Raw genomic sequence first — 26,473 nt, forward strand, 5'->3', positions numbered from 1 at the left:
AACACATACGGAGCTGGCCATGAGCATGCGGGACGGGATCTTCACCACGGTAGCAGTCGCCCTGAGCGGGGTGGCGCTGGCGGGCCTGTTGGGGACCGACGCCTATTCGCAGGCTGCCGGCGCGGAAGCGCGCGGCCTGAAGGCGCTGTCGATGCAGGTCGAGATGCAGTGCGGCACTCCGTGCGAGGACGGCCAGGCCGGCCGCTGGGCCGTGGCCAATGAAGGAGCCCGGCCATGAGCGCGGTACTCGAAGACGTCCAGGCCAGCCTGGTCGAGGTGCGCGAACTCGACGTCGGCGGCGCCGAAGGCCCGCTGGCGGCGCGCCTCTACACGGCCGGCAGCCCGGCCAGGCGCGACACGCTGGTCGTGTTCTTCCACGGCGGCGGCTTCGTCTCGGGCGATTTGCAGGAAGCCGACGAATTCCTGCGCCATATGGCCCAGTGCAATGAAGAGCGCGCGGTACTCGCATCGAACTACACGCTGGCGACGGTGAAGCCTTTCCCGGCCGCGGTGGAAGACGCGCACGCCGTGCTGCTGTGGACCATGAAGCACAAGGCGAAGCTCGGCTGGTCCGGCAAGAAGCTGGTGGTGATGGGCATCGAGGCCGGCGCCAACCTGGCGGCCGTATGCGCCCTGATGGCGCGCGACCGCGCCGCACCGAAGCTGGCCGGCCAGATCCTGATCATGCCGATGCTCGACCCGGGCCTGTCGACCTGCTCGATGCGCCAGATGAACGAGTGCCCGGACCGCGAAAAGCTCACCAGCACCTGCGCCGAAGCCTACCGCGGCTACCTGCCGCATGCCGCCGACCGTGCGCACCCGTATGCCTCGCCGCTGCGCTCGACCCGGCTGAAGAACCTGCCGCCGGCCCTGATCCTCTCCGCCGAGGACGACCCATTGTGCGACGAGGCCGAACAATACGGTGCCAAACTGATCAACGCCGGCGTGCGCACCACCGTGCGGCGCATGCCGCCGGCCCCCTTGGTGGAGCCGGGCGGACGCAACGAATGTGCATGCAAGGTGCACGCGCTTGCGGAGATCGCAACCTTCCTTGCGGGACTGGATCGCTGACCGCTCAGCACCAGCCCTTACCAACACTGCCTTCCTGAGAACACCGTGCCGCGGGCACGGGAAGGCCCCGTTTTGCCCAAAAATCGTCGCCCACGCGACGTGAGGGTCCGTTTTACGAAAGAGGTGTGCCATGAACAGAACACCAGTCGACACCGGCGTCCAGCTGCGCAGCATGCGCTGTTGACGCCAGCACCCTTGCCGCGCTGAGCGCGCGGCCTCCTGACCACTAAGAAATACGGCATCCACGCCTGCGGGCGCGGACAGGCCCCCTTTTTTCCTCGCATCCGGCGCGAACCCGGCTGCGACAGGGATTGTTTTGTCTCTCAATAAGAAAGGTTCATCATGAACAACCAACAAATGGGCACAGTAAAAACACTCGTCGGGCTGCTTTCGGCCGCCGGCCTGGCAGGCGCGATGCTGACCGGCTGCGCCGATGCCAACAGCAAGGACGATGCGGCAGCCGCCGCGCCGGCCGCGCCGCCGGTCTCCGCGGCAGTCGTCATCGAAAAGCCGGTGGCCGAGACCCAGGAGTTCTCGGGCCGCCTGGAAGCGGTGGAAGTGGTCGAGATCCGTCCGCGCGTGAGCGGCTACATCACGGCCGTCAACTTCAAGCCGGGCGCCGAAGTGAAGAAGGGCGAGGTCCTGTTCGTGATCGACCCGCGCCCCTACCAGGCCGAAGCCGACCGCGCCGGCGCCGCTGCTGCTGCGGCCCGTGCCCGTGCCGACCTGGCGCGCCTCGAACTGCAGCGCGCCGAACGCCTGCTGCTTGATAAAGCCATCGCCCAACGCGAGTTCGACGAAAAGGCCGCGGCCCAGAAGGAACTCGACGCCAACGCCCGCGCCGCCCAGGCGCAACACGAGTCGGCACGCCTGAACCTGGCCTATACCCGCGTCACCGCGCCGATCGACGGCCGCGTGTCGAAGGCCGAGATCACCCTGGGCAACCTGGTCGACGCCAGCGCCGTGCTGACCTCCGTGGTCTCGCTCGACCGCATCTACGCCAGCTTCGACGGCGACGAACAGACCTACCTGCGGGTCGGCGCCCGCGCCCAGCGTGACAAGGGCGCCGTCGTCAAGATCGGCCTGGCCAACGAAGAAGGCTTCCCGCACGAAGGCAAACTGGAATTCGTCGACAACCAGCTGGACGCCCGTACCGGCAGCGTACGCATGCGCGCCACCCTGGCCAACCCGGACCGCGCGCTGGCGCCCGGCCTGTTCGCCCGTGTGCAGGTGGGCAGCGGCGTAGCCAACCAGGCCGTCGTGATCAACGAGCGTGCCGTGGGCACCGACCAGAGCCGCAAGTTCGTGGTGGTGGTGGGCGCCGACGGCAAGGCCGAGTACCGCCCGGTCACCCTGGGCCCGGTGGTGGACGGCATGCGGGTGGTGCGTTCGGGCCTGAAGGCGGGCGAGAAGATCGTCGTCAACGGCCTGCAGCGCGTGCGTCCCGGCGCGCCGGTCACGCCGCAGATCGTGCCGATGGATGCCGACCTGGCGGCGGCCAAGTCCGGCACCAAGCTGGCCCTGAACACCGCAGCCAAGGAGTAATCTGATGAACTTCTCACGCTTCTTCGTCGACAAACCGATCTTCGCGGTCGTGCTGTCGGTGATCGTCTTCGTGGGCGGCCTGATCTCGATCTTCAAGCTGCCGGTGTCCGAGTATCCGGAAGTGGTGCCGCCTTCGGTGGTGGTGCGTGCCCAGTACCCGGGCGCGAATCCGAAAGTGATCGCCGAAACCGTGGCCGCGCCGCTGGAAGAGCAGATCAACGGCATCGAGGACATGCTCTACATGTCCTCGCAAAACACCTCGGACGGCGCCCTGGCCCTGACCCTGACCTTCGCGATCGGCACCGACATCGACCGTGCCGAGAGCCAGGTGCAGAACCGGGTGCAGCGCGCGCTGCCGCGCCTGCCCGAGGAGGTGCGCCAGATCGGCGTCACCACCGTCAAGAGTTCGCCGAACCTGACCATGGTGGTCCACCTGAATTCGCCGGACGGCCGCTATGACGACCTGTACCTGCGCAATTACGCTGTGCTGAACATCAAGGACCAGCTGGTCCGCCTGAACGGCATGGGCGAGGTCCAGCTGTTCGGCTCGGGCGACTACGCCATGCGCGTCTGGCTCGATCCGCAGAAAGTGGCGGCGCGCAGCCTGACCGCGGGCGACGTGGTCGCCGCGATCCGCGAGCAGAACGTGCAGGTCGCGGCCGGCGTGGTCGGCCAGGGACCGAGCAAGGACGCCCAGTTCCAGCTGACCGTCAACACCCAGGGCCGCCTGTCGAGCGTCGAGGAATTCGGCGAGATCGTGGTCAAGGCCGGCGAGGATGGCGCCGTCACGCGCCTGAAGGACGTGGCGCGCCTGGAAATGGGCTCGAGCTCGTACGCGCTGCGTTCGCTCCTCAACAACAAGTCGGCGGTCGCGATCCCGATCTTCGAAGCGCCGAACGCCAATGCGCTGCAGCTGTCGACGGACGTGCGGGCCACCATGGAGACCTTGTCGAAGGATTTCCCGGAAGGCGTCGAGTACAGCATCGTCTACGACCCGACCCAGTTCGTGCGCGAGTCGATCGACTCGGTGATCAAGACCCTGCTGGAAGCCGTGGTGCTGGTTGCGCTGGTCGTCATCGTGTTCCTGCAGACCTGGCGCGCCTCGATCATTCCGCTGCTGGCGGTGCCGGTCTCGGTGGTCGGTACCTTCGCCGTGATGCTGATGTTCGGCTTCTCGATCAATACCCTGTCGCTGTTCGGGCTGGTGCTGGCGATCGGTATCGTGGTCGACGACGCCATCGTGGTGGTGGAAAACGTCGAGCGCAACATCGGCAACGGCCTGTCCCCGCATGACGCGACCATCCAGGCCATGAAGGAAGTGTCCGGCCCGATCATCGCCATCGCCCTGGTGCTGTGCGCCGTGTTCGTGCCGATCGCCTTCGTGTCCGGCCTGACCGGCCAGTTCTACCGCCAGTTCGCCCTGACCATCGCGATTTCCACCGTGATCTCGGCCTTCGTCTCGCTGACACTGGCCCCGGCCATGTCGGCAGCGCTCTTGAGGTCCCATGACGCGCCGAAGGACCGCCTGACCCGCGTGATGGACAAGATCTTCGGCCGCTTCTTCGCCGCCTTCAACCGTTTCTTCGGCCGTGCCTCGCACAGCTACGAAGGCGGCGTGAAGACCGTCCTGCGCCGCAAGACCGCGACCCTGGGCGTCTACCTGGTGCTGGGCGTGGCCGCTGTCTTCATGTTCAAGGTGGTGCCGCCGGGCTTCGTGCCGGCCCAGGACAAGGGTTACCTGATCGGCTTCGCCCAGCTGCCGGATGCCGCCTCGCTGGACCGCACCGATGAGGTGATCCGCAAGATGTCGAGCATCGCCAAGGAAATCCCGGGCGTGGAATCCTCGATCGCCTTCCCGGGCCTGTCGATCAACGGCTTCACCAATGCGCCGAATGCCGGCATCGTGTTCACCGGCCTGAAGCCGTTCAGCGAACGCAAGGGCAAGCCGGAGCAGTCGGCTGAAGCCATCGCCGCCGAGATCAACAAGCGCATGGGCGAAGTCAAGGACGCCTTCGTGATGGTGCTGCCGCCGCCCCCGGTGAACGGCCTGGGCACGACCGGCGGCTTCAAGCTGATGCTGGAAGACCGCGGCAACCTCGGTTACGACGAGCTGTATAAAGCCACGCAGGCGCTGCAGGCCAAGGCCTGGGGCACGCCGCAGCTGGCGGGCGTGTTCTCGAGCTACCAGATCAACGTGCCGCAGCTGTTCGCGGACGTCGACCGGGTGAAAGCCAAGCAGTTGGGCGTGCCGCTGGCGACCATCTACCAGACCTTGCAGGTGAACCTCGGCTCGCTGTACGTGAACGACTTCAACCAGTTCGGCCGCACCTACCAGGTGCGTGTCCAGGCCGATGCGCAGTTCCGCTCGCAGCCGGAGCAGATCGCCCAGCTGAAGGTCCGCAACGACAAGGGCGAGATGATCCCGCTGTCCAGCCTGATGAGCGTGAAGGACAGTTACGGCCCGGACCGCGTCCAGCGCTACAACAACTACGTGGCGGCCGACATCAACGGCGGCCCGGCGCCCGGCGTGTCCTCGGGCCAGGCCCAGGCCATCATGGAGCAGCTGGCCAAGGAAACGCTGCCGAAGGGGATCGCCTACGAGTGGACCGAGCTGACCTACCAGGAGATCCTGGCCGGTAACACCATGATCTACGTGTTCCCGCTGTGCGTGCTGCTGGTGTTCCTGGTGCTGGCCGCCCAGTACGAAAGCTGGACTCTGCCGCTGGCCGTGATCCTGATCGTGCCGATGTCGATCCTGTGCGCACTGGTGGGCGTCAAGCTGACCGGCGGCGACAACAACATCTTCACCCAGATCGCCCTGTTCGTGCTGGTGGGGCTGGCCTCGAAGAACGCGATCCTGATCGTGGAATTCGCCCGCGAGCTGGAAGACCACGGCCGCAGCGTCATCGACGCCGCGCTGGAAGCCTCCCGCCTGCGCCTGCGTCCGATCCTGATGACTTCGATCGCCTTCATCATGGGTGTGGTGCCGCTGGTGTTCTCGACCGGCGCCGGCGCCGAGATGCGCCACGCGATGGGCGTCGCGGTGTTCGCCGGCATGCTGGGCGTGACCTTCTTCGGCCTGTTCCTGACGCCGCTGTTCTACGTCCTGCTGCGCACGCTGGGCAAGCGTTTCGAGAAAAAAGCCCCGGTGGCGAAAGCCCCGGTCCTGGACCTGGAAGGAGTGCATTGAGATGACAAGCATGATCGCAAGGGGTGTGGCCCCGCTGTTGGCGGCACTGCTGCTCACGGCCTGCGCCACCCCGGACTTCAAGCAGCCGGCGGTCGAGACGCCGACCGCGTTCCGTAATACGCAACTGCCTGCCCAGGTTGAAGGCATTGAAGGCGCGCGCTGGAAGCCCGCCCAGCCGGCCGAGCAGCAGCCGCGCGGCCAGTGGTGGCTTGCTTTTAACGACCCGGCGCTGACGGCACTGGTCGACGAGGCCAGCGCCAACAACGCCAACCTGGCGGTGGCCGCAGCCCGCGTCAAGCAGGCCAGGGCGATCGCCGGTATCGCGGCAGCCGACCGCGTGCCGCAGGTCGGCGTCGGCATCGGCGCCCAGCGTGCCCGCCCGTCGGCATTCGAGTCCGGCCTGCCGCAAGGTGCGCCGACCCAGATTGCGACGAGTTACTCGGCCCAGTTGAGCGCCAGCTACGAGGTCGACCTGTTCGGCCGCGTGGCGGCCGGCGTGTCGGCGGCGCGCAGCGATGCCGCGACCTCCGAGGCGAACTTCCGCTCGGTGCTGCTGGCCCTGCAGGCCGACGTGGCGCAGACCTACTTCCGCCTGCGTGCCCTCGACGCCGAGCTGGAGACCCTGGTGCAGACCGTGCGCCTGCGTGACGAGAGCGTCAAGGTGACGCAGCGCCGCTTCGAGCTGGGCGACATCGGCGAGTTCGACCTGTCGCGTGCCCGCACCGAGCTGGCGACGGCGCGTGCCGAGGCGATCGGCCTGCAGCGCCAGCGCGCCACCGCCGAGCATGCGCTGGCGGTCCTGCTGGGCAAGCCGGCCTCGCATTACGTGGCTGGCCAGAGCCCGCTGCTGGACACCACCACGCTGCCGGCGATCCCGGCCGGCCTCCCGTCCTCGCTGCTGGAACGCCGTCCCGACATCGTCGCCGCACAGCGCACGATGGAAGCCTCGAACGCCCGCATCGGCGTGGCGCGCGGCGCGATGTTCCCGGCGCTGACCATCAGCGCGGCCGGCGGCGGCATCGGCGGCGCCTTCTCCGAGGTGTTCAAGTGGAGCAGCCGCTCTTGGGTGCTGGGCCTGCTGACCTCGATGCCGATCATCGACGGCGGCCGCAACCGCGCCAACGTGGAACGCAGCGAAGCGGCGCTGGAAGAGTCGGTGGGTGTCTACCGCCAGAGCGTGCTCACGGCCTTCGCCGAAGTCGAAGACAACCTGGCCGGCCTGCGCATCCTGTCCGGCCAGGCCGAGCAGATCGAGGCGGCGCGGCTGGCGGCGCGCCGCTCCGCGGACCTGGCGCAGAAGCTCTACGACGCCGGCCGTTCCAGCTACCTCGAGCTGCTCGACGCGCAGCGCAACCTGGCGGCGGTCGAACGCACGGCGGTACAACTGCGCGGCAACCGCGCGGTGACCACGGTGGCGCTGATTCGCGCGCTGGGTGGTGGCTGGGATGCCTCCCGTCCGGAGGCGGTTGCGCTGGCCAGCAACTGATCCATTTTTCCTGAGGCTGTTGCCCTTTGCGGCGGTGCGCATGAGCGTCCCGCCGCTTTTTTTATGTCGAGGTAGTGAAACTACAAAACCGACCTAGAATTCAATTGACACTGTAACGAGCTGAGCAGAGAATTTTCCCGTCAATTCCATGTATGTACGAAGTGTCGGATGGTTTTTGGTAGTTAAACTACCGGTTGTGCATGGCTGTTGATCCACGCCATCGCCGACATCGTGGTCAACCACCGTGTCGGCTCGACCGGATGGTCGGACTTCACCAACCCGAACTGGACCCGCTACACGATCGCCAATAACGACGAATGCAATTGCGGTCTCGGGAACGCCGATACCGGATCGGCCTTCAACGCCGGCCGCGACATCGACCATACCAATGTCGGCGAAACCCAGAACGGCATCATCAACTGGCTCAACTACACCCTCAAGCCGGTTGGATTCAGCGGGCTGCGCTCCGATTACGTGAAGGGCTTCGGCGCCCAGTACGCCGGGCAGTACGCGAATGCCTTCGGCGCCCAGTTCTGCGTGGGCGAGCTGTGGACCGACCTCGACCTGAACAACATCGACGGCCACCGCCAGCAGATCATGAACTGGATCAACGGCACCGGCAACAGCTGCGGCGCCTTCGATTTCACGACCAAGGGCCTGCTCAACGATGCGCTGGCCAATGGCAACTACTGGCGCCTGCGCGATTCTTCCGGCAAGCCGCAGGGCGCCGTGGGCTGGTGGCCGGCGATGGCGGTAACTTTCGTCGACAACCACGACACCGGCCCGTCCGAAAGCTGCGGCAGCGGCCAGAACCACTGGCCGGTGCCTTGCGGCGCGGTGATGCAGGGCTATGCCTATGTGCTGAGCCATCCGGGCATCCCGACGGTCTACTACCCGCACATCTACAACTGGAACCTGAAGACGCCGATCAGCGCCCTGATGGCGGCGCGCCGGACGGCGGGCGTGCATTCCACCTCGCCGGTCGCGATCCAGGCGGCCACGCAGGGCCTGTACGCGGCGATCGTCACCGGCAGCACCCGCCAGCTGGCGATGAAGATCGGTCCGAACAGCTGGAGCCCCGGCGCCGGCTGGACGCTGCAGACCTCCGGCAACAACTACGCGGTCTGGATGAAATAAGGCACGAGGACGGCGGGAGACGCATGGCCCCGCTACAATGCGCCCCATGACGACCCCAACGTCCTCCACCCTGACCGGGCTCGCGCCGGTCATCGACGCCGACGTGCGCATCCTCGTGCTGGGCAGTTTTCCCGGCGCGGCGTCGCTCGCCGCGGGCAAATACTATGCGCACCCGCGTAATCAATTCTGGCCGCTGATCTCGGCGGTGATCGGGGAAGACCTGGCCAGCCTGCCGTATGAAACACGCTTGAGGCGCCTGCTGGCGCACCACGTCGGCCTGTGGGACGTGCTGGCCGGCTGCGAACGCGAAGGCAGCCTTGATTCCGCCATCCGCAAGCCTGCCGCCAATGATTTCGAGCGCCTGCGCAGCCTGTGTCCGGAACTGGAAACGGTCGGCTTCAACGGCCAGGCTTCGGGCAAGTTCGCGCCGCAGTTCGCGGCGGCCGGCTACCGGACCGTCGTGCTGCCGTCGAGTTCTCCGGCGCATATGGCGATGAGCTTCGAGCAGAAGCTGGCGGTCTGGCGCCGACTCGTCGACGTGCCGGATCAGGCACCGTCCCTGGTTACGCAGGCTCCCTTATTCTGAGTCGGCCGCAACCGGCCAGGCTATCCGTGAAATCCGGCTTCGCGCTGATGACGTACAGCGAGAATCAGAACAGCATCGCTGTCGGATTCATAACTGTAGAGCGCAACATAGCCTGTTCTGCCTTGCGAAATGACGAGCTCTCGCATGTCATGCTCGGCCTGGCGGCCGATGAATGGATGTCGACTGAGGATTGTGATGGCCTCATCAATGAGGTCCAATGCTTCTAGTTGTGCCTCCAAGCCTTCGTCTGAAAGGAAGTCGCTAATTCGTTCCAAATCAGTCAGGGCACGGCTGGCATAACTTATTCTCGCCATGGCTTCTTGTCCGGCCTACTTGCTTGGCCATCTTTGAGGCGTTGGCGCAAGTAGACGCGTACGTCGTGGGCGTCATGCCCCAGACCCTCCTGCAGCATCTCAGCCTTGGCTTCACGTGCTTGCGCAACAAAGCTGGAGCGTTGTTCGACTGCCTGGGCGGCCTGCCTGATCGCATCGACCATGAATGCGTGAGGACTGACGCCCAGCTCTTGGGCAGCGACAGCGGCGCGCTGCTTTAGTTCATCAGGAAGTTTTAATGAGGTTGTTGCCATAGTTCACTCGCAAATGCTAGGTGCTACCAAGGTAACACCTTCGCGCGCGAAGTTCAAGCGCTAGCATCTATTGGATGCGCGTCCCGGTAGCACTCACCCGCCGCAGGTAGGCCAGCTTGGCCGAATACAGCTCCCGCATCTCCTGCCGCGTGCTGGAATCCACCGCCTTGGCGATCTGCTCGCGCGCGTGCTTGACGTCGCCCAGGCGCAGGTGGCTCACCCCGAGCCAGAAGCGGAATTCATCGTTGAAGGGCGCGCGCTTCACCTCGCGTTCGAACAGGCCCTTGGCGCGGTCGTAGTCGCCGGCGCGCAGGGCCACCATCCCCTCGTCGAAGAAGTGGTAGGGCGGGAAGGGCTCGATGCTGGCGATGCGTTGCGCCATTGCCTGCGACTCGGCGTGCTTGCCCTGGATGGCGAGCAGGGGTTGCAGGTTGCGCATCACCATCAGGTTTTCCGGCTCGCGCGCGAGCGCCGCGCGGTAGGTCTGCTCGGCCAGCGTGACGTCGCCGTGGCGGTCGTAGATCACGGCCAGGGTGTTGAGCGCCGCGACCATGCCGGGGCGCTTGCCGACCGCCGCGCGCGCCCACCAGTAGGCGTCGTCGGTGCGGCCCTGCACCAGCATTTCGGCGGCGCGGTTGTTCATGTACAGGGCGACGATGTCGTCTTCGTCCAGCTCGCGCGCGCGCAGGCGGGCCGCTTCGTCCTGCGGGATGAAGTCGACCACCAGCATTTCACCCAGGTCGCTGCTGCGCAGGCCGATTTCCGGCTTGCTGCCGATGGCGATGTTGACGTGCGCGTTGCCCAGGTAGAGGCCGGCCGTGCGGCTCCAGGTGCTGCCGGCGTCGATGCTGCGGAAGCGCACCGGCATGCCCAGTTCCTTGGCGAAGGCCGCGGTCATGATCACCAGCGACAGGCAGTTGCCGGCACGGTCGGCATAGGTTTCGGCGGCGGTGCGGGTCCTGGTGGATTCGTATTCGAGCTTCAGGTCGGTCTTGCTGTACAGGGCGTTGACCAGGCCGTGGCGCTGGCCGCTCTCGCGCAGGTGGCGCGAGAAGGCCGCGCTCTCCAGGTAGGAGCGCATCGCGGGACTGACGGCGAACAGGCCCTCGGCGCCGACTTTCTCGGAGGGCGGCGCGAAGCGCGCGTCCGCCAGCGGGGGAGGGGGCGCCGTGACGGGTTCCACGCTGGCGCAGCCGGCCAGCAGGGACAGGGACAGCAGGATGGCGAAGCATTTCATGACTCACTCCCAAGGGCGTACTTACAGCGAAGTATCTGCCTCTGCAAGGGCGATGTCAAAGGAGCGCCCAACAATTCCCCCGATGGCTGCGTTGCATCGTCTCGCCGTACTAGCGTACTGTCTTCGCGGTCCGCCGCTGCGGCGATGCGCCTTGCCCTCGGGGTTTTGTTCGGCGCTCTTGAAAAAGTGCTTAGTCCTCGTGGAAGGCTTCCACCAGTTCGTCCAGCAGCTCGGCCGTTTCTTCGTCCGACAGACCGAGATAAGCGCAGGCGGCGGCACCGCCCTTGTTCCACTCGAGCGACTCGCCATGGCCCTGGTAGCGGCAGATCGCGCTCTCGGCCAGCACCGACAGGGCGACCAGCGAGCGCACCGCAGCGGCGCTCGAGGCGTCGTCGAGCACGCTGAAATCGTGGTGGTGCAGGATGGCCCAGCCGACGTCGGCCGAGAGGCCCCAGTTGCGTGCCAGCAGGCAGCCGACTGAGGCATGGGAGCTGGAGTGGCGCTCGTCCTCGAGCGCCGTGAACGGACGTTCCGCTTCCAGGGAGGCGGCGGCGTAGGTCGCGGCGTAGTCGGGGAAGCGGTCCATCAGCAGCGGCACGCCGGTGTCGCAGAACAGGCCGAAGGTGTGGGCCACGTCCGGCTCGCCGATGCGCAGGCGGCGCGACAGGAACACCATGGCTTGCGCGCGGCGGGTCGACACGTCCCAGAAACTGGCCAGCGCCGCGCTGTTGGCGGGAATCGCCTGGCGCGCCAGCAGGCCGGTCATGAGGGCCGCGACCTGGTTGATGCCCAGGAACAGGATCGCCTGCTCGATCGACTTGGCCTTGCGCCGGCCGCCGTAGACCGCCGAATTGGCCAGCTTGAGCAGTGCGCCCGACATGCCGACGTCGCTCGCCACGATCTTGCCGATCGCTTCAGGCGAGGGGTCTTCCGACGACAGCTCGCGCTGCATGTCGGCGAGCAGGCTCGGGCGCGGCGGGATGCGGATCGATTTGATGAGGGCATCGACCTGGTCGAGGTGCTGGACAGGATCGGCGACGGTATTCATGGGCAGGGGCAGGAGGAGTTGCGGAAGAGAAACAAACAACCGTGCCACTATACCCCAGCGCACATTTCATTGCAGCAAAGCAATGTAAAAACATTATTTTTAAAACAATATTTTGTGTCAATTCCACCAAAACGCCGTTCAACAACAGCCCGGGTTAGAATCCGTGTATGGCCATTTCGACAATAGCAGGAATCGATTTTTCCCAGCCGGCGGAGATCGTGGGGCGCCAGTTGATCGGGGTGACGGTGCTGGTGGACGGCGTCGGCGGGCGGATCGTCGAGACCGAAGCCTACGACCGCGAAGACCCGGCTTCGCACGCCTTTTCCGGCCCCACCGAGCGCAACGCCTCCATGTTCGGCCCGCCCGCCCATGCCTACGTCTACCGCTCCTATGGCATCCACTGGTGCCTGAATTTCGTGTGCCGCGAAGAGGGCCATGGCGCCGGGGTCCTGATCCGGGCGCTCGAGCCGCTCGTCGGCCTGGACGAGATGCGCCGGCGCCGCGATGCGGATGACGAGTGGCTGCTGTGTTCCGGTCCCGGCAAGCTGTGCCAGGCGCTGGGCGTGACCCGCGCGCTGAACGGCATGGCCTTGTCGGAGGCGCCGTTCGAGCTGCTGCCCGGTCCCCCGGGACTGGAAGTCGTGACCGGGCCGCGCATCGGCATTTCGAAGGCGATGGACGTACCCTGGCGCTTCGGCTTGGCCGGTTCGCGCTTCGTCAGCCGGCCCTTCCGTTAAACCCTCACGCGCAGCGCCGGCTTGCGGCCGCAGGCAGGGCCGCGACCGCGCGCCCGCGCATCGCGCTGCCGGGTGCGCGCCGCTCCTGCAGGCCGTGGAAGCCTTGGTCGCCGTCTTCTTCCTCGATCGCCGGGGCCTCGATGCCGTCGAACTTGAAGATCGAGACCGCCTTGGCCAGGTTGACGGTCTGTTCGTGCAGGCTTTCGGCGGCGGCGGCGGCTTCTTCCACCAGCGCCGCGTTCTGCTGGGTCATGCCGTCCATCTGGCCGACCGCCTTGTTCACTTCGGCGATGCCGTCGGCCTGCTCGGTGCTGGCGATGCTGATGCGGCCGATGATGTCGTTCACCTGCTTCACCGAGGCGACGATGTCGCCCATGCTGGCGCCGGCCTCGCTCACCGAGGCGCTGCCGTCCTCGATGATCTTTACCGAGTCGGCAATCAGGGCCTTGATCTCGCGCGCCGCCGCCGCCGAGCGCTGCGCCAGGGTGCGCACTTCCGCCGCCACCACCGCGAAGCCGCGTCCCTGCTCGCCGGCGCGCGCCGCTTCCACCGCGGCGTTCAGGGCCAGCAGGTTGGTCTGGAACGAGATGCCGTCGATCACGCCGGTGATCTCGACGATCTTGCGCGAGCTGGCCTGGATCGATTCCATCGTCGCCACCGCGCGGCCGACCGCCTGGCCGCCGTTCGAGGCCAGCTGCTGCGCCTCGGCCGCCAGGTTGGAGGCGAGGCGCGCATTGTTGGCGTTCTCCTTGACCGCGGTGGTCAGTTCTTCCATGGTGCTGGCGGTCTGCTCGAGCGAGCCGGCCTGCAGTTCGGTGCGGGTCGACAGGTCCAGGTTGCCGCTGGCGATCTCCTTCGACGCGGTGTCGATCGAGCGCACCGAGCTCAATATGCTGCGCAGGGCGCCGTCCAGGCGCGTAATGCTGTGGTCGAGCGCGCGCGAGGTGTCGGCGATTTCGTCGCGCCCGCCGCCCGCTGTGCCGGAAGCGCGCAGGCGGCCGTCGGCCAGGTCGTTCACTACCGTGGCGATCGAGCGGATGTCGGCCAGCATGGCGCGCCGCACCAGCATCGTCACCATCAGCGACAGGCCGATCGACAGCAGCACCAGGCCGGCCATGGTGATGCCGAGCGAGCGGAATTCGGCCTTGGCGGCGGCGTGGGCTTCCACGCTCAGCTTCTTTTCCAGCGCCGCCAGGTTCTGCAAGCCGCTGTCGAGCGCCACGAACTGCTTCTCTGCCTTCTGCATCGAATTGGTGGCGATCGACTGGTCGACCTGGGCCAGCTCGATGGTCTCGCTCACCATCTTGCGGTAGCTCGCCAGCGCCGTCAGCGAGGCTTCGATCGGCGCGCGCTCGCTCGGCTCCGCCAGTTTCGCCAGGTCGCCCAGCCTGGTCCCGATCGCCGCGTGCTTCTTGTGGATGTCGGCGGTCAGGGCGGCCAGGCGGCTCTGGGCGAAGCTGCCGTTCACCCAGGCCAGCAACTGGTAGATGTTGGCATGGGCGAAGCGCGCCTCGCCCGCCACGTCGGCCACGGCCTGCAGGCGCGCGGCGCGTACCTGCACCATGTGCTCGAGCGAGGCGTTCTGGCGCACCATGCCGTAATAGGCGGCCGCCGACAGCATCGTCAGCAGCACCAGTACCAGGCCCGGGGCAAGCAGCAGTTTCGGGCCGATCCGTAGTTTGTTCAGCATGCTTGGCTCCGGGCGTGGACGGGAAGCTTATTTCTTGTAGATGCCGACTTCGAGCACCACGTCGTCGACCCGCTGGACGAAGGTGGTCTTCGGCTCGATCTTGCCGCTGGTCGGGTTCTTGTACTGGTAGTCGACCCAGCCCTTGCCCTTGGCGGCAGCCAGTTCGATGATCTCGCGGCGGTATTTCTTGCCGTTCGCGTCAGGCACGTCGGTCAGGTCCTTGCCGACGATCGAAGGGTTATAGGGATGGGCCAGCACGATGCCGGTCTTCAGGTCGCGAATATCCATGTACAGCTCGCCCTGGACGTAGTCCGCATCCTTGGCGTTGATCTTCTTCATCATTTCGTCCTTGCCCTTGGCCTTGACCAGGGCAACACCGCGCTCGACCATCGCGATGGCGTCTTTCTCGGTCGGGCCACTGGCGAGGACGGGGGCGGCGGCGATGGCCAGGCACAGGGCGGCGGTAGGTGCGAACAGTTTCATTGTTGACTCCTCGAGTGGAATTTTCTGGGACCAATATTGCTAAAGTGCATTGGCAAATGTACCGGGGTGGAAATGGCAGGGATTGCGGTGGCGCAATTGCATTGCGTACCAAGGGTGGGAAGCAGTGTTGGATTTAAGGTAAAAAAGTTGTTTTATTGCAATCATCTCATGTAGAATCGGCAGTTTCGTTGGCGGGTTGGCATGAAGCTAGAGAAACAGATTCCCTTCGAGGACGGGCCGGCAACGGCGCCTGCGGCCCACCTGGCCTACCGCCGCGACATCGACGGCCTGCGCGCCGTCGCCGTGCTGTCGGTGCTGCTGTTCCACGCCTTCCCGTCGGTGCTGCGGGGCGGTTTCATCGGCGTCGACGTCTTCTTCGTCATCTCCGGCTTTCTGATCTCGAGCATCCTGCTGCGCGAGCTGGAGGGGGGCAGCTTCAGCTTCGCCGGCTTCTACGCGCGCCGGGTGCGGCGCATCTTCCCGGCCCTGGTGCTGGTGCTGGGGTCCTGCCTCGCCTTCGGCTGGCTGGCCCTGTTCCCGGACGAGTACCAGCAGCTCGGCAAGCACGTGGTCGGCGGCGCCGGCTTCGCCGCCAACTTCTTCTATTGGGCCCAGGTCGGCTACTTCGACACCGCGGCCGACACCAAGCCGCTGCTGCATCTGTGGTCGCTCGGCATCGAGGAACAGTTCTACATCCTGTGGCCGATCATCCTGCTGCTGGGCTGGCGCTTGCGGGCCAAGCTGTTCGCGGTCGCGGCCTTGCTGGCGCTGGCTTCGTTTGCCGTCAACGTCGGCGGCATCGTCCACTACGCCAGCGCCACCTTCTATTCCCCGGCCAGCCGCGCCTGGGAATTGCTGCTGGGCGCCGGCCTGGCCTGCCTGCACGCGCGTCCGGCCGCCAGGTCTGTGGGGCTGCCGCGCGTCGCTCCCAATCTGCTTGCCTGGCTGGGTGTCGTCCTGCTGGCCGCCGGGCTGGCGCTGATCACGCGCAAGGACCAGTTCCCGGGATGGTTCGCACTGCTGCCCGCGCTCGGTGCGCTGCTGCTCATCGGCGCCGGACCGCAGGCCTGGTTCAACCGGGTCGTGCTGTCGAGCCGCCCCATGGTCTGGATCGGCCTGATCAGCTATCCGCTCTACCTGTGGCATTGGCCGCTGCTGTCCTTCGCCCAGATCATCGAGTCGCGCGAGCCGGCGCCGGCCATCCGCGCGGGTGCGCTGCTGCTCGCGCTCCTGCTGGCCTGGCTCACCTGGCGGGTGGTCGAGCGCCCGCTGCGCGGCGGCCCCGGCGCCGGCCGCGGCAAGCTCGCGGCACTGTGCGCGCTGATGGCCGCCTGCGCTGCCACAGGCGGATATATCTACCTGAACGAAGGCCTGCCGGGCCGCAAGCCGGTGCAGGACAACCTGGCCAACCAGAAGGCCTTGGTGGTGGTCGAGGACAGGGCCAATGCCGAGGCCTGCAAGAAGCGCTATGGCTTCGACTCGTCCTATGAATACTGCCTGCTGGCCGACGCGGCGAAGGATCCGACCGTGGTGCTGCTGGGCGACAGCCACGCCTACCACGTGGTTGCCGGCCTGACGAAGTATTACAGCGGCATCGGCGACAACCTCCTGATGCTGGGCACCCGCCATCCCTACTGGGGCCTCGACCCGCAGGGCGACCCCTACCAGCAAGCCACCCAGCCGATGCTGGAACTGGCCCTCGGCATGCCTTCGGTGAAGACCGTGGTGTTCTCGACCCACCTGCGCTTCGGCCCCGGTCCCGAGCAGCGCGTCTGGGTGGATGCGGCGCGCGAGACCTTCCGCCGCTTCACCGCCGCCGGCAAGCGCGTGATCTTCATGAACGACGTGCCGATCATCGGCTTCGACCCGCGTTCGTGCATCAAGCGCGCCGGGGTCGCTTCGTCGGCCACCCGCGTGCCCTGCGCGATCACGCGCGCCGAATGGGAACAGCAGATCAGGCAGCACCGCGAGATCCTGGGCGGCTTCGCCCGCGAATTCCCGCAGATCGCCTGGTTCGATTCGTCCGCCGCGCTGTGCGACGACAGCAGCTGCCGCGCCATGATCGACGGACGCCTGATGTACCGCGACGCCAACCACCTGAGCTACGACGGCGACCTGCTGGTCGGCAGGCACTTCGCCGAATGGATGCGCCGGCGCGCGACCAAATAATGCTCCTCTTGTGCTAACCCCCACCATAGGAACTGTCTGATTGATTGACGGCAATTCCGGGCCGATTTCCGCAACGTAAGATGAATTCTTACCGGCAATGTTTTACCCCCGCCGGATATTTCCATCCCTCGTTTCCTGGAGAACTCCCGTGATCACGACCGAATCGACTCCCTCCAAGTTCAAGCCCTATACCCGGCAGACGATCCACCTGGCGCGCCAGTGGCAATGGATGACGCCGGAGTTGCAGGAAGCGGTGCAGGTGGTGTCCCATGTGCTGCCGTTCCGCGTGAACGCCTACGTACTGGAGGAGCTGATCGACTGGGACAAGGTGCCGGACGATCCGATCTACCGGCTCACCTTCCCGCACCGCGACATGCTGCCCTCGAACGAGTACGAGCAGCTGCGCGAGCTGGTGCTGTACAAGAAGGACGAGACGGCCATTGCGAAGCTGGTGCACGGCATCCGCATGCGCATGAATCCGCATCCGGCCGGCCAGATGACGCACAACGTCCCGCGCGTGAACGACGCCCCGCTCAAGGGCCTGCAGCACAAGTACTTGTGCTGCTGTAAAACGTCTCTTTTTTGTTCTCAACTATTTGACGTAAATCAATGCAGAGTGAGCGGCACAAAGTCAAAATTTAAACATGACTACTCATCCATCATCGGATCAGTTTCGCAATGCTCGCCTCTTAGGTGCAGCCATACAATTGCGACGCACGCATGGCATCTTGTATGCAATGCGATTTCTTGAAGAGTATGGATTCGACACGTATGTGATCTGGGAAGTTCTTGGCTTGATTCCGGTTGAACGTCCTCTTGCTCAGGAACCCAACGCTAGCTCTTGTGATGTCTAGGGCCACCGCTCCGCACAAATAACGACAGAACACACTACTGGATTCTGCTCAATCCGACTGCGTGGCCGATCCGCTCTGTGCTGAGCAATCGGATGTTCATCTTCTTCATTTATTTCGCAGAATTCAGGGCTCCAGCCCGACGAAACTGGACCTGTATGTACGATGATACCCAGCGTATTTGCTGAAGGTGTATGATTCATACTTCTTGGGAATTGTAAATGGCAAACATGCAATAAAGTGGCCGAAATTTGACAAAATCGTTGTCGTATGTTATTATCGTTGTATCAGTACCACTCCGTTGTCCTGTCCGCGCTACTGATCTCGATTCCTTTCGAATCACTTCCATCCCCATTTTCTAACCTTGTAACTTTAGGAGGCTATTCCTATGCCTATGCATAAAGCTGTACCCGAGTTCGGTAAGCCGCTACGCGACGCCGATTTCTATAAAACCGTTGACGGCATCGTCACCACGCTTCGTCCCTTTTCCACCCTTCGAACGGTGGCGAATCACTTGAACTCTTTGGGCCTTCGGACCCCGAGCGGTCTTGAGTGGCATCGTATGCACGTCGCGAATTACGTGCGTCAACGCGGCCTGAGCACTAACACAAACACCAACACAAACTAAAAGGAAATCTTCATGACACAAGCAACCACTACTAATCCATCCGCCGCGATGCCAACTTCCCTCCACATCATCGGCCCCGCGTTTCCTGCGTTCGCTCAAGCATCGGTGCACATCCGCGCCGGGATGATCTTCCATCCAGATCGTCCAGTGGAGTTGTTCAACAACGGTAACGCTTCGTTCTACCTTGTTCAAGGCAACCCCGACCAAATCGCGATCAATATGGCTCGTGAGTCGAATGAACACGCACTAGCGCTCCAAGCAGCAGAGTTCAAAGCAGCGGTAAGACACGAAGCCGCGATTCTGGTAGAGCGCCAAACGCGTGAAGCTCTAGAGAAAAAGGTAACAGAAGCTGTCGCGGCTCACGAAAAAGAAATCGCTAAGTTGCGCAGGCAGGCCGAAGCAGAGCTAGCCAAGCTGAACCAGCAGTAACACCTCCCTCCTCAGCCGCCTGAGCAGGGCGCGCGTCTAGCCCAGCACTGCCGCTGGCTGCACTCCACAACACACTTCAAATCTGAGTCGTTGCGCCCGACAGGCCCTTCCTTTGCCTTGTCGCTGCGTGACTGAGGGGCGAGGTGCTGGGAATTTTAGGTACGTTCCGTAACATAGGCAGCCATACAGAAATGATGCAGACTCGCCCTCTCGGCGTTGAGACAACCGAAAACGACAAACAACATGATCAGACCACAAACGATTCCGCAAACTCGACGCCAGAGAGTTGTCTCTATCTCCGGCGTCCACCTTGAGCGCTCCTACGTCTTCTTGCCTGCGAAGACCTGGGAAGCCCTTGAGCGCCTTGCCAAAGCTCAGCATAGAAGCGGGAGCCAGATTATCGAGAACCTCATTTCCCTAGCCAGTAGTGGCAACCAAGTAACGGAGAACGCGAATGACAGTAGTACCACTGCCGGTAAGACAAGAACCTGAACCGACCGCTCCCAGTACCCAACAGCAGTACACCTTCGCTCAGGGGGAGCTGATCAAACAGTATCAAGCCTACCTTGCGAGCGCAGGCTACGCGAAGCTGTACAACGCAGCAAGTCCATATCCCCGCGTGATTTCGGGAGCCGCCCCACACGAACCGTTGCCGATGGCGTGGCTCAGTGGGGACTTCGCAGACTTTTGCCGGGAGCAGGGTAAGCAGCCTGTAAGACCGGCTCCGAGTCCAGACTACCTTGCAGATAGGCTCCAGTCAGTGACCGGAACGATCTTCTTGCCGAAGGGGCCTGCCATCGTCCGCGCTAAAGGAACGCGCCATCGTTACGTGAACACGTATCGGGAATTCGTGCCGGAGCATCCGCCTTGCAAGCTGTCCGCTCACTTCTTGGCCCTGTTGGAATGCATGTTTCCTGACCATGACGAGCGCCACACGTTCACGCAATACCTAGCTCACATGTTCCAGCAGCCTGAGGTGCGCCCGAGCTGGCATCCCATGTTGCTCAGCGAGACGGGGACCGGAAAAGGCTTCCTTTTCAACTCGATCCTGACGCCGCTGCTATGCAAGCAAACCATGCTGGTGAAGAAGTACTCTGAACTCGTCGGCAGGTTTGCCAATGCCATGGATGGCACGATCCTCGTCCAGTTGGACGACTGCAAATCAGGGCGTGCTGATACGCAAACGCAGTTGAAGTCGCTCATGACTGAAGAGCGTGTGCTGCTTGAGCAAAAAGGTCTGGCCGCTGGGATGGTCACTACCTACACGCGATTCATTCTTGCCAGCAATGAAGAAGTACCGCTGAACATCGACGATACAGATCGCCGTTGGTGGATACCGAAGCGTCTTGGCTACTCCCAAGGACTGAGCGGTGACGAAGGCAGGAAGGAGCGAGTGAGGAACGTGATTCAACCGCTCTCGGACGACTTGAAACACGAAGGCGCTCTTGAGGCAATCCACGACTACTTCATGCGCTATCCGCTAGACGGCTTCAACCCTAAGTCGGCTCCGATGACGGAAACCCTACGTGAGCAGATAACGAAGTCGATCACACAGGAGCAGGTTTTCACTACTGACTTCCTTGAAGAGCATGCGACGAAAGTTCTGAAGTCTGGCGCTCTGGGAGGCGCGTTCTCAAAAAACGGACTGAACAAGCCGAGTAACAAAGCCTTGTCTGAACTGCTGGCCTACGCTGGATATCGACAAGAATTGCTCGACGTGAACGGGCATAGGACCCGCTGGTGGTTCCCGGTTGCCATGCGACGACATGAGGCCGAAGCGATTCTAGCTGCACAAGAGCCGCAGGAGCCGTTTTAGAACGGACGCGGAACGGACGAAACACAGACGAAAAACAGACGCCCTCATAGGGGGAGCAGACGAAACGGACGAACTGCGAATTATTACTTCCAATATGTAGTTCCGTCCTCCTGAAAGGAGATAGCACATGAACATAGCAGCATCCATCTCGGCATCCGAACGCCAAGCTCTCGCGTTCTACGCGACGTTGCCTGTCCCCGTAGTACCTACCCAGACCTTCTCACCGCTCCTGCCAAGCCAGTATCGAGACGGAGCTAACGTTGAACTGGAAGGCAGGCCCGACGCCCTCGCTACTCAAGGCCGCAGCTACACCTTCATCGAGGCGAAGAATGGGACCCTGAATTTTCATCCTGACAAGGCCAGTTCGCACCGAGCACTGCAAGATGAATTCATGCGGACGATGCACGATGCCAGAGAGAAGACATACAACTTCTTGACTGACCACTTCTACCGCACCAGCCCTCGGGTCCTACTCGATCACGCATGGAACCATAGCTTGTTTAAGATGCTGGCACTTCAGGCAGAGCACGGATGGCAACGATACATCGTATGCTTCAAGAAGAACCCATCGCAAAAGGACGCCAAGCGTTACATCGAAGCGGGGTTGGTCTTCTGCACCGAGAAGACACTCCTGGATATGTTGCGTACTATAGAACTGGCTCAGCATGGGCTTTTCGTTCCATACGTACTGAAGACCCGAACCTACGGCTACAGCGTTACACCTGACCACCATGACCGGGAGCGTACATTTGCTGAAATCGCGATGTCAGACCGCAAGCGATACGAAGCCACTATCGCAGCTCACAACCGGAGCCTTGTTGCCCCCGATCCGTTCTGAAGGGCATGAAAAAAGCCGCGCCATGAGTTCATGACGCGGCTCTCATCAAGTTAGAACAAACTCAGTTGTCCCGGATGCGACCGCCAGTGCTGGCATACACTTTCGTACCTACCGAAGCGAAACCGCATGTATTGGCGAACGAAAACAGACTTAACCTTGTTGTTAAACATTTTGAACCCCTTGCAATTTGTCAACAGGGGCTGTTAATTCTTGCGTGCAGGCGCACGTTGACGTAAACTACCGTCGTCCGCTAAGACACTTGCGCCCGGTGAAAAGGTCGCCCCTGATCACCTCGCGCTTAGGCATTCCAGTGCCTAAGTAGTACAAGCAGCTCCTTTCTGCAAAAAACAGTTCTGCACTGTTGCCTTTAAGGCGTGGGTTGGAGATCGAAAGCCTCGTTTCCAGCGGGGCTTTCTTTTTTTATCAGCGACCATCCGTGAGTACGATCTGCCTTGAATCGGTGATCGCGACTAAGGATGCTGCTGACAGTTGCGGTTTTGTTGGTGCCGCCTACCTCGATTCCATCGAGGAAGAATTCCGCCACGAGATCATTTGTACGGCGTGGTTTTCCGTCCGCCAAAATGCGCAAAGCAGCTTCAACGACCTTATCCTTGACCGCAACCTTTGGAGCCTCAGGCAGAACTGAAGCAGCCTGAACATCCAAAGAAATGTCGAGGGCCTCAGATCGTACTGCTGACGCAGACAGGAACATCCGCAAGCCCGCGATTTTCGCTTCAACTACCTTGCGTCGCTCAGTGAGTCCCTTCAGCTCGTCATCCAACAGCGATATCTGCTGCATCACGTTCTTTTCAAACTCGTTCATTGCGTCCTTCCGTCAAGTGCCTCATCAGCGTGTGCTAATTATAAGCCCATTCCGGACATGTCAACACAATCTCGCAACGAAAATGTGAGAATTCGTTGATTTTCTCATTGCCAAGTTTGAAGAGTTTGATTTTTGTTTCCGCATGGAAACCAATGGTATGAATTTGAATCCGGCTACGTACTGCAATTTGCACCTAAAATCCACGAATTATGGTAGTCGCACACCGCAAACTAGAAACATGTTGATTTAAAGTTAACAATCTCGTTGCGAGAACATTTCCCTTCGTTGACTAACGATAAAGTTGACTATAAGAAATTGAAGATGTTGACGCGATGAGGTGCATCGGGTCCGATATCACAAGGGCAGGGTTGAAAGATAGTTCAGGCGAACTCAGCAAAAACCTATCAACCGGATTGCAATCTCTAGACCCTAGTGATATTATCACTGCATCTAGACTCTTGTGAAAAAGGACAAACAACATGACCAAATACGGCTACGCAAGAACGAGCACGATCGAGCAGGTAGCCGGACTGGCAGACCAAGTAGCGAAGTTGAAGGAAGCAGGCTGCACCGATCAGACGATTTATCAAGAACAGATCAGCAGCGTGAAGATGGCTGACCGGGTGGAGTTTACAAAGGTGCTGGCGAAGTTGGGGAAGGGAGATGTCCTGGTCTTCACCAGTCTCTCACGCGTAGCACGCTCGATGATCCACATGATCGAGATTGAAGCCGCTGTAGCCGCTGCCGGTGCTTCCATCCAGATTCTTGACATGAACGTTGACACCAGCACGCCCCAAGGCCGCTTGACGTTCAACCTGTTCAGCTCCATCGCTCAGTTCGAACGCGAAAACATGCTGGAACGACAGAAGGTAGGCATTGCTGCCGCTAAGGCCGAGGGTAAATACACTGGTCGTGCTCCCACGGCTCAAGCAAAGGCCGCGCAGGTGTTGAAGCTGCACAATAAAGGCTTGACCAAGGAAGAGATTGCGAAAGCCTGCGAAATAGGCATCGCTTCAGTGTACCGAATTATCAAAGCCCAGAAGCAAGCCGCCTGAGCCACAAAAAAGGCCGGATACTCATAGAGCACCCGGCCCACCTGACCTGTCAGGTCAGCCGTATTGAATCCAAGTGACAGCCACCCAAGACGCTAGTGTCAGGATCACTAAGAGCGTGACGACAAGTCCACCCCGCACATGCTCCTCAAATGCCTTCGGCCAAGCCGCTACGCCCATCACAACCGCAGCTAGCACGACCAAGATAGATGAAGAGCCGCTGAGCTTCTTCACATCGAGCGGGGACATAGCCTCGCCATCAACCGCCTCGTCTGGCGGAATGTTTGCTTTTGACATACTTACTCCGTGTCAGATTGCTATAGTAAAAAACACAATTGGACAAACTTTTCAATTGCACTTGATTGCAACCGGACTTAGAATGAGTTGCGCGCAACCGAAAAGTTGTGTAAACGGTTCGGTTGCAGCAACTCAGTCCCAAGCCCTCCTCGTAGGGTTACGAGGCTGTTGATCCTCCCTTCTTGGCAACTATCATTGCCATTTTTCGCTTCCACAGCGGGGGTCAAAACACGAGTAGGGCGGTTTGGCGACCGTTGACCTACTCACCTTTTCAGGCCCTTGTCTTGGACAAGGGCCTTTTCATTTCCTTAGCTACTAACTATTCAAAGTTCATAACCTCAATGCTGTCACAGCACTGCCCTGAGCGTCAATGATAAACGTACTGCGGCTCATCTACTTTGCTTACGCTCAATTTGTTGTAGGAATCGCTGAAATGAGCATGCACGAAATTCGTGAAAAACACAAAGCAGCGTCGCGATGTGCGTATATACTGTACAAATGTACAGTATTTCATTATGGCAAGCATGCAGGTTCGTATCGTCAAGATGAGGAATCACGGCGTCGAAATCGACAGACGTTTGTTACGTGATGCGGCTGGTGCTCGCGGTCTACTCATCATTGCAGATGTAACCGATCAAGGCCTGCATCGCCCCTGCAAGACGGCTCGACTGCTGCAAGGTGAGATGATCCGAGCCGAGCTGAAAGACGTGAGCCTCGTATGGGCTAACGATGGAAGAATGACTCTTGCCGGGTACGAACGAGTTGTGAGCGAAGCCGGGCAAGTAGTGGACTACCGGCAATCGTGGCTAGTCTTCATTGACAACGAAGCGGGAACGGCTGAGCTACCGAAGCGCCGGATTACTCCGACTAGGTAACTGGGATTTGTAGAGCCTCGTAGAGACGTTCTCAGCCCCAGCCTATCCTTCCCCCCCTGTTGGCCTCTCTGGCCGCGTCTATCGATATTTCCGTGGCCTGACAAGGGCTTCTAAACCGACGCCGGTAGCGGTTAAGACACGGTGGAGCGCTCGCTGATATATTCGCCTGGACTGTTGGCCCATCGTTCGACAGGCCATGTCCCGGAAAAACGGTTTTGAAAATTACGCTGGTACGGATTTCTGTCTCCGTGTACCCCTGCCATTCGGATTGGTCAACATGCCCTTAGCGCTAGAGCCGATGCCACCTTTCAGCAATCGCTTCTTGACGCCTGATGCGATGGTGTTAGCTTGTTCAAGACCCGGTAGCTCGCCCTTGCCACCTGTGAGAACGATATCGTCTGACTCTGGCGGCTCGCTCATATCATTATCGAGCGCTATGAACCCAATCTTGTTCTTTGCTACAGCAAACATCGCTATGGCTACGTCATGCTGGGTCAGCAGATAGCCCTCTGCGATACGAACTTGAACCGCCAATCGACGCAGGAAGGCGTTCACACGCCTGCGAGTAGGTTTGTCGGTAAAGTCGAGCTTTGCCCGTATCTCTTGTAGGGTTAGCTTTTCGCCGCCTGTCAGCATTCCTGTTAGCCGCGCTACCTCTGCCTTGAACTCCCTGATTCTGCCTTCACTTTTCAAGACGAGGCCATCATAAGTCGGAGAATCTGGGTTCTCTTCAAGCTTTGCTGCCCACTTCGCTAACTTAACCTGTTCGTCTAGTAGGTTCCCTTCTGCTACAGTCAACTCTCGGTGTAGCTTGTCAGGGTCAGGCATGACCAAGCTTATAGCGTCCAGATGCAGCAGCATCGCCATAAGCACATCTTCGCTTTCATCGAGCCGCACGTTCTTGGAGCCTTCACACGCACCGTAGCGGCGGTTTGCGCACATCAAGTAACGGAACTTAGTGCGATGAATGATGTTCATGGGACTACCACATGCCCCACAGAAGACAAGTTTTCCCCACACATTAAAGTCTGATGACTGCTTCGGGATTGAGCCGGTCTTGCGGGCCTCGATAATCGCTTGTGCGGACTTGAACGTGTTTTCGTCCACTGCTGCCGGGAAGTACTTCTGTATCGGCTCCCCACCGTCCTTTAGTGCAAGCTCGCCTATGGCAGCACGGTTTTGAAGAATCGAAAGAACTGCGGTAGTACCCCAACGACTGCCTTTGTTGAAGGTCTTGAACCGTTCAGGTTCTGCGTTTAGAGCTTGGGAAATTGCCGTGCTGCCCAATCCCTCAAGGCAGAGCCGGAAGATTTCACGGACGGTATCAGCATGATCGTTCAAGTGGTACTGCTTGTCGTCCCCGAGTGTGAGCCAGTTGCTAACGCGTCCGCCTATGTGATGTCCCGTTGCTCTCGCAGCGGCAAACCGATCTGCCCACTTACCGATACCTATCTCGCTCTTACGGGCGCTCTCCTTGTGCGCGTTGTCCAGATAGAGAACAGCTTGCAGAAGTTGCATAGAGTCCCGCTTTTCTGGGTCGAGCCTCATCTCAGGCTGAACAGTGACAACGGTAACTTCAAGCTTTAGCAGCCGTTGCAGCAGCCCTACGGCGTCCCACGGCTCCATGCGCGTTAAGCGGTCCAAATGCTCTAAGATCAGGATACTACCGGGTGGGATTTCGCCCGACTCACGAGCAGCAATGAACTCACCAAGTGCGCCTGTATTGACATTTGACCCGTCGAAACCTGAGACCGCCTCATCCGCGAACACGCGATCAGACAGCTCAACCTTGTTCTTCTCGCACCACTTGCGAGCTAAGGTCTGCTGACGATCAATGGATGTGTTGTGCCGCTGGGCGTCACTTGAAAATCGGGCGTAAGAATATGCTTTCATGATGGG

At 61.5% G+C, this 26,473-nt stretch carries 23 protein-coding genes and 1 pseudogene; 15 read left to right on the forward strand and 9 right to left on the reverse strand.

Annotation, left to right across the window (positions count from 1 at the left end; all coding sequences use genetic code 11):
- Positions 1–19: 19 nt before the first annotated feature.
- The 7 genes from ACSQ25_RS02700 (at position 20) to ACSQ25_RS02730 (ending at position 9,015) form a co-directional block, all read left to right on the forward strand.
- Entirely contained in the window at positions 20–238 is a 219-nt protein-coding gene (locus ACSQ25_RS02700; protein WP_436104175.1) for a hypothetical protein, read from the forward strand.
- Positions 235–1,071: an alpha/beta hydrolase gene (locus tag ACSQ25_RS02705; protein WP_436104176.1), complete on the forward strand. Its 837-nt coding sequence runs from the start codon at positions 235–237 to the stop codon at positions 1,069–1,071. The genes ACSQ25_RS02700 and ACSQ25_RS02705 overlap by 4 nt, the downstream gene beginning before the upstream one ends.
- Before the next feature lie 342 nt (positions 1,072–1,413).
- Positions 1,414–2,616, forward strand: a complete 1,203-nt coding sequence (locus ACSQ25_RS02710) for an efflux RND transporter periplasmic adaptor subunit (RefSeq protein ID WP_436104177.1) — start codon at positions 1,414–1,416, stop codon at positions 2,614–2,616.
- Positions 2,617–2,620: 4 nt separating this feature from the next.
- Positions 2,621–5,806, forward strand: coding sequence for an efflux RND transporter permease subunit (locus ACSQ25_RS02715; protein ID WP_436104178.1), 3,186 nt, complete (start codon positions 2,621–2,623; stop codon positions 5,804–5,806).
- 1 nt (position 5,807) lies between these two features.
- Positions 5,808–7,292, forward strand: coding sequence for an efflux transporter outer membrane subunit (locus ACSQ25_RS02720; protein WP_436104179.1), 1,485 nt, complete (start codon positions 5,808–5,810; stop codon positions 7,290–7,292).
- A 207-nt stretch (positions 7,293–7,499) separates the two neighbouring features.
- A complete protein-coding gene (locus tag ACSQ25_RS02725) occupies positions 7,500–8,429 on the forward strand; it encodes a glucan 1,4-alpha-maltotetraohydrolase domain-containing protein (RefSeq protein ID WP_436104180.1) in 930 nt (309 codons plus the stop codon).
- Between the two features lie 37 nt (positions 8,430–8,466).
- Entirely contained in the window at positions 8,467–9,015 is a 549-nt protein-coding gene (locus ACSQ25_RS02730) for a DNA-deoxyinosine glycosylase (RefSeq protein ID WP_436104181.1), read from the forward strand.
- A gap of 20 nt (positions 9,016–9,035) precedes the next feature.
- On the opposite strand, the gene ACSQ25_RS02735 is transcribed toward ACSQ25_RS02730, so the two are convergent.
- The 4 genes from ACSQ25_RS02735 to ACSQ25_RS02750 all read right to left on the reverse strand — a co-directional run bounded on the left by ACSQ25_RS02735 (position 9,036) and on the right by ACSQ25_RS02750 (position 11,886).
- Positions 9,036–9,329 (reverse strand): type II toxin-antitoxin system RelE/ParE family toxin, encoded by a 294-nt coding sequence (locus tag ACSQ25_RS02735; RefSeq protein ID WP_436104182.1) that lies wholly within the window; start codon positions 9,327–9,329, stop codon positions 9,036–9,038.
- The gene (locus ACSQ25_RS02740) at positions 9,317–9,601 is read right to left on the reverse strand and encodes a CopG family ribbon-helix-helix protein (RefSeq protein ID WP_436104183.1); all 285 of its coding nucleotides are present in this window, start codon (positions 9,599–9,601) and stop codon (positions 9,317–9,319) included. The genes ACSQ25_RS02735 and ACSQ25_RS02740 overlap by 13 nt, the downstream gene beginning before the upstream one ends.
- A gap of 67 nt (positions 9,602–9,668) precedes the next feature.
- On the reverse strand, positions 9,669–10,838 hold the full coding sequence (locus ACSQ25_RS02745) for a tetratricopeptide repeat protein (protein ID WP_436104184.1): 1,170 nt from the start codon (positions 10,836–10,838) through the stop codon (positions 9,669–9,671).
- A gap of 190 nt (positions 10,839–11,028) precedes the next feature.
- Positions 11,029–11,886: an HDOD domain-containing protein gene (locus tag ACSQ25_RS02750; RefSeq protein WP_436104185.1), complete on the reverse strand. Its 858-nt coding sequence runs from the start codon at positions 11,884–11,886 to the stop codon at positions 11,029–11,031.
- 167 nt (positions 11,887–12,053) lie between these two features.
- Between ACSQ25_RS02750 and ACSQ25_RS02755 the strand changes: the two genes are divergently transcribed.
- On the forward strand, positions 12,054–12,623 hold the full coding sequence (locus ACSQ25_RS02755) for a DNA-3-methyladenine glycosylase (RefSeq protein WP_436104186.1): 570 nt from the start codon (positions 12,054–12,056) through the stop codon (positions 12,621–12,623).
- A 4-nt stretch (positions 12,624–12,627) separates the two neighbouring features.
- On the opposite strand, the gene ACSQ25_RS02760 is transcribed toward ACSQ25_RS02755, so the two are convergent.
- Together ACSQ25_RS02760 and ACSQ25_RS02765 are read right to left on the reverse strand one after the other, a co-directional pair.
- On the reverse strand, positions 12,628–14,313 hold the full coding sequence (locus ACSQ25_RS02760) for a methyl-accepting chemotaxis protein (protein ID WP_436104187.1): 1,686 nt from the start codon (positions 14,311–14,313) through the stop codon (positions 12,628–12,630).
- A gap of 27 nt (positions 14,314–14,340) precedes the next feature.
- Positions 14,341–14,796 (reverse strand): cache domain-containing protein, encoded by a 456-nt coding sequence (locus tag ACSQ25_RS02765; RefSeq protein WP_436104188.1) that lies wholly within the window; start codon positions 14,794–14,796, stop codon positions 14,341–14,343.
- A 201-nt stretch (positions 14,797–14,997) separates the two neighbouring features.
- Between ACSQ25_RS02765 and ACSQ25_RS02770 the strand changes: the two genes are divergently transcribed.
- The 5 genes and pseudogenes from ACSQ25_RS02770 to ACSQ25_RS02790 all read left to right on the forward strand — a co-directional run bounded on the left by ACSQ25_RS02770 (position 14,998) and on the right by ACSQ25_RS02790 (position 21,527).
- Positions 14,998–16,965, forward strand: coding sequence for an acyltransferase family protein (locus ACSQ25_RS02770; protein ID WP_436104189.1), 1,968 nt, complete (start codon positions 14,998–15,000; stop codon positions 16,963–16,965).
- A 148-nt stretch (positions 16,966–17,113) separates the two neighbouring features.
- A pseudogene (locus tag ACSQ25_RS02775) lies at positions 17,114–17,521 on the forward strand (lysine 2,3-aminomutase); the annotation flags it as partial.
- Positions 17,522–18,456: 935 nt separating this feature from the next.
- Complete coding sequence (locus ACSQ25_RS02780; RefSeq protein WP_436104190.1) at positions 18,457–18,873, forward strand: hypothetical protein; 417 nt, start codon at positions 18,457–18,459, stop codon at positions 18,871–18,873.
- Between the two features lie 454 nt (positions 18,874–19,327).
- Entirely contained in the window at positions 19,328–20,689 is a 1,362-nt protein-coding gene (locus ACSQ25_RS02785; RefSeq protein ID WP_436104191.1) for a primase-helicase family protein, read from the forward strand.
- Between the two features lie 127 nt (positions 20,690–20,816).
- Complete coding sequence (locus ACSQ25_RS02790) at positions 20,817–21,527, forward strand: hypothetical protein (protein WP_436104192.1); 711 nt, start codon at positions 20,817–20,819, stop codon at positions 21,525–21,527.
- A 367-nt stretch (positions 21,528–21,894) separates the two neighbouring features.
- On the opposite strand, the gene ACSQ25_RS02795 is transcribed toward ACSQ25_RS02790, so the two are convergent.
- Positions 21,895–22,350 carry a hypothetical protein gene (locus tag ACSQ25_RS02795; protein ID WP_436104193.1) on the reverse strand — a complete coding sequence of 152 codons (456 nt, stop codon included), beginning with the start codon at positions 22,348–22,350 and terminating at the stop codon, positions 21,895–21,897.
- A gap of 479 nt (positions 22,351–22,829) precedes the next feature.
- Between ACSQ25_RS02795 and ACSQ25_RS02800 the strand changes: the two genes are divergently transcribed.
- Complete coding sequence (locus ACSQ25_RS02800) at positions 22,830–23,405, forward strand: recombinase family protein (protein ID WP_436104194.1); 576 nt, start codon at positions 22,830–22,832, stop codon at positions 23,403–23,405.
- 54 nt (positions 23,406–23,459) lie between these two features.
- Here the strand turns inward: ACSQ25_RS02800 and ACSQ25_RS02805 are convergent, their stop codons facing one another.
- Entirely contained in the window at positions 23,460–23,699 is a 240-nt protein-coding gene (locus ACSQ25_RS02805; protein ID WP_436104195.1) for a hypothetical protein, read from the reverse strand.
- A 452-nt stretch (positions 23,700–24,151) separates the two neighbouring features.
- On the opposite strand from ACSQ25_RS02805, the gene ACSQ25_RS02810 reads away from it, so the two are divergent.
- A complete protein-coding gene (locus ACSQ25_RS02810) occupies positions 24,152–24,574 on the forward strand; it encodes a hypothetical protein (RefSeq protein ID WP_436104196.1) in 423 nt (140 codons plus the stop codon).
- A gap of 222 nt (positions 24,575–24,796) precedes the next feature.
- On the opposite strand, the gene ACSQ25_RS02815 is transcribed toward ACSQ25_RS02810, so the two are convergent.
- The gene (locus ACSQ25_RS02815) at positions 24,797–26,467 is read right to left on the reverse strand and encodes a recombinase family protein (protein WP_436104197.1); all 1,671 of its coding nucleotides are present in this window, start codon (positions 26,465–26,467) and stop codon (positions 24,797–24,799) included.
- Positions 26,468–26,473 lie beyond the last annotated feature (6 nt).

The sequence above is a fragment of the Massilia sp. LjRoot122 genome (genome assembly GCF_964252725.1).
In the GTDB taxonomy this organism is placed as follows: Bacteria; Pseudomonadota; Gammaproteobacteria; order Burkholderiales; family Burkholderiaceae_D; genus Telluria.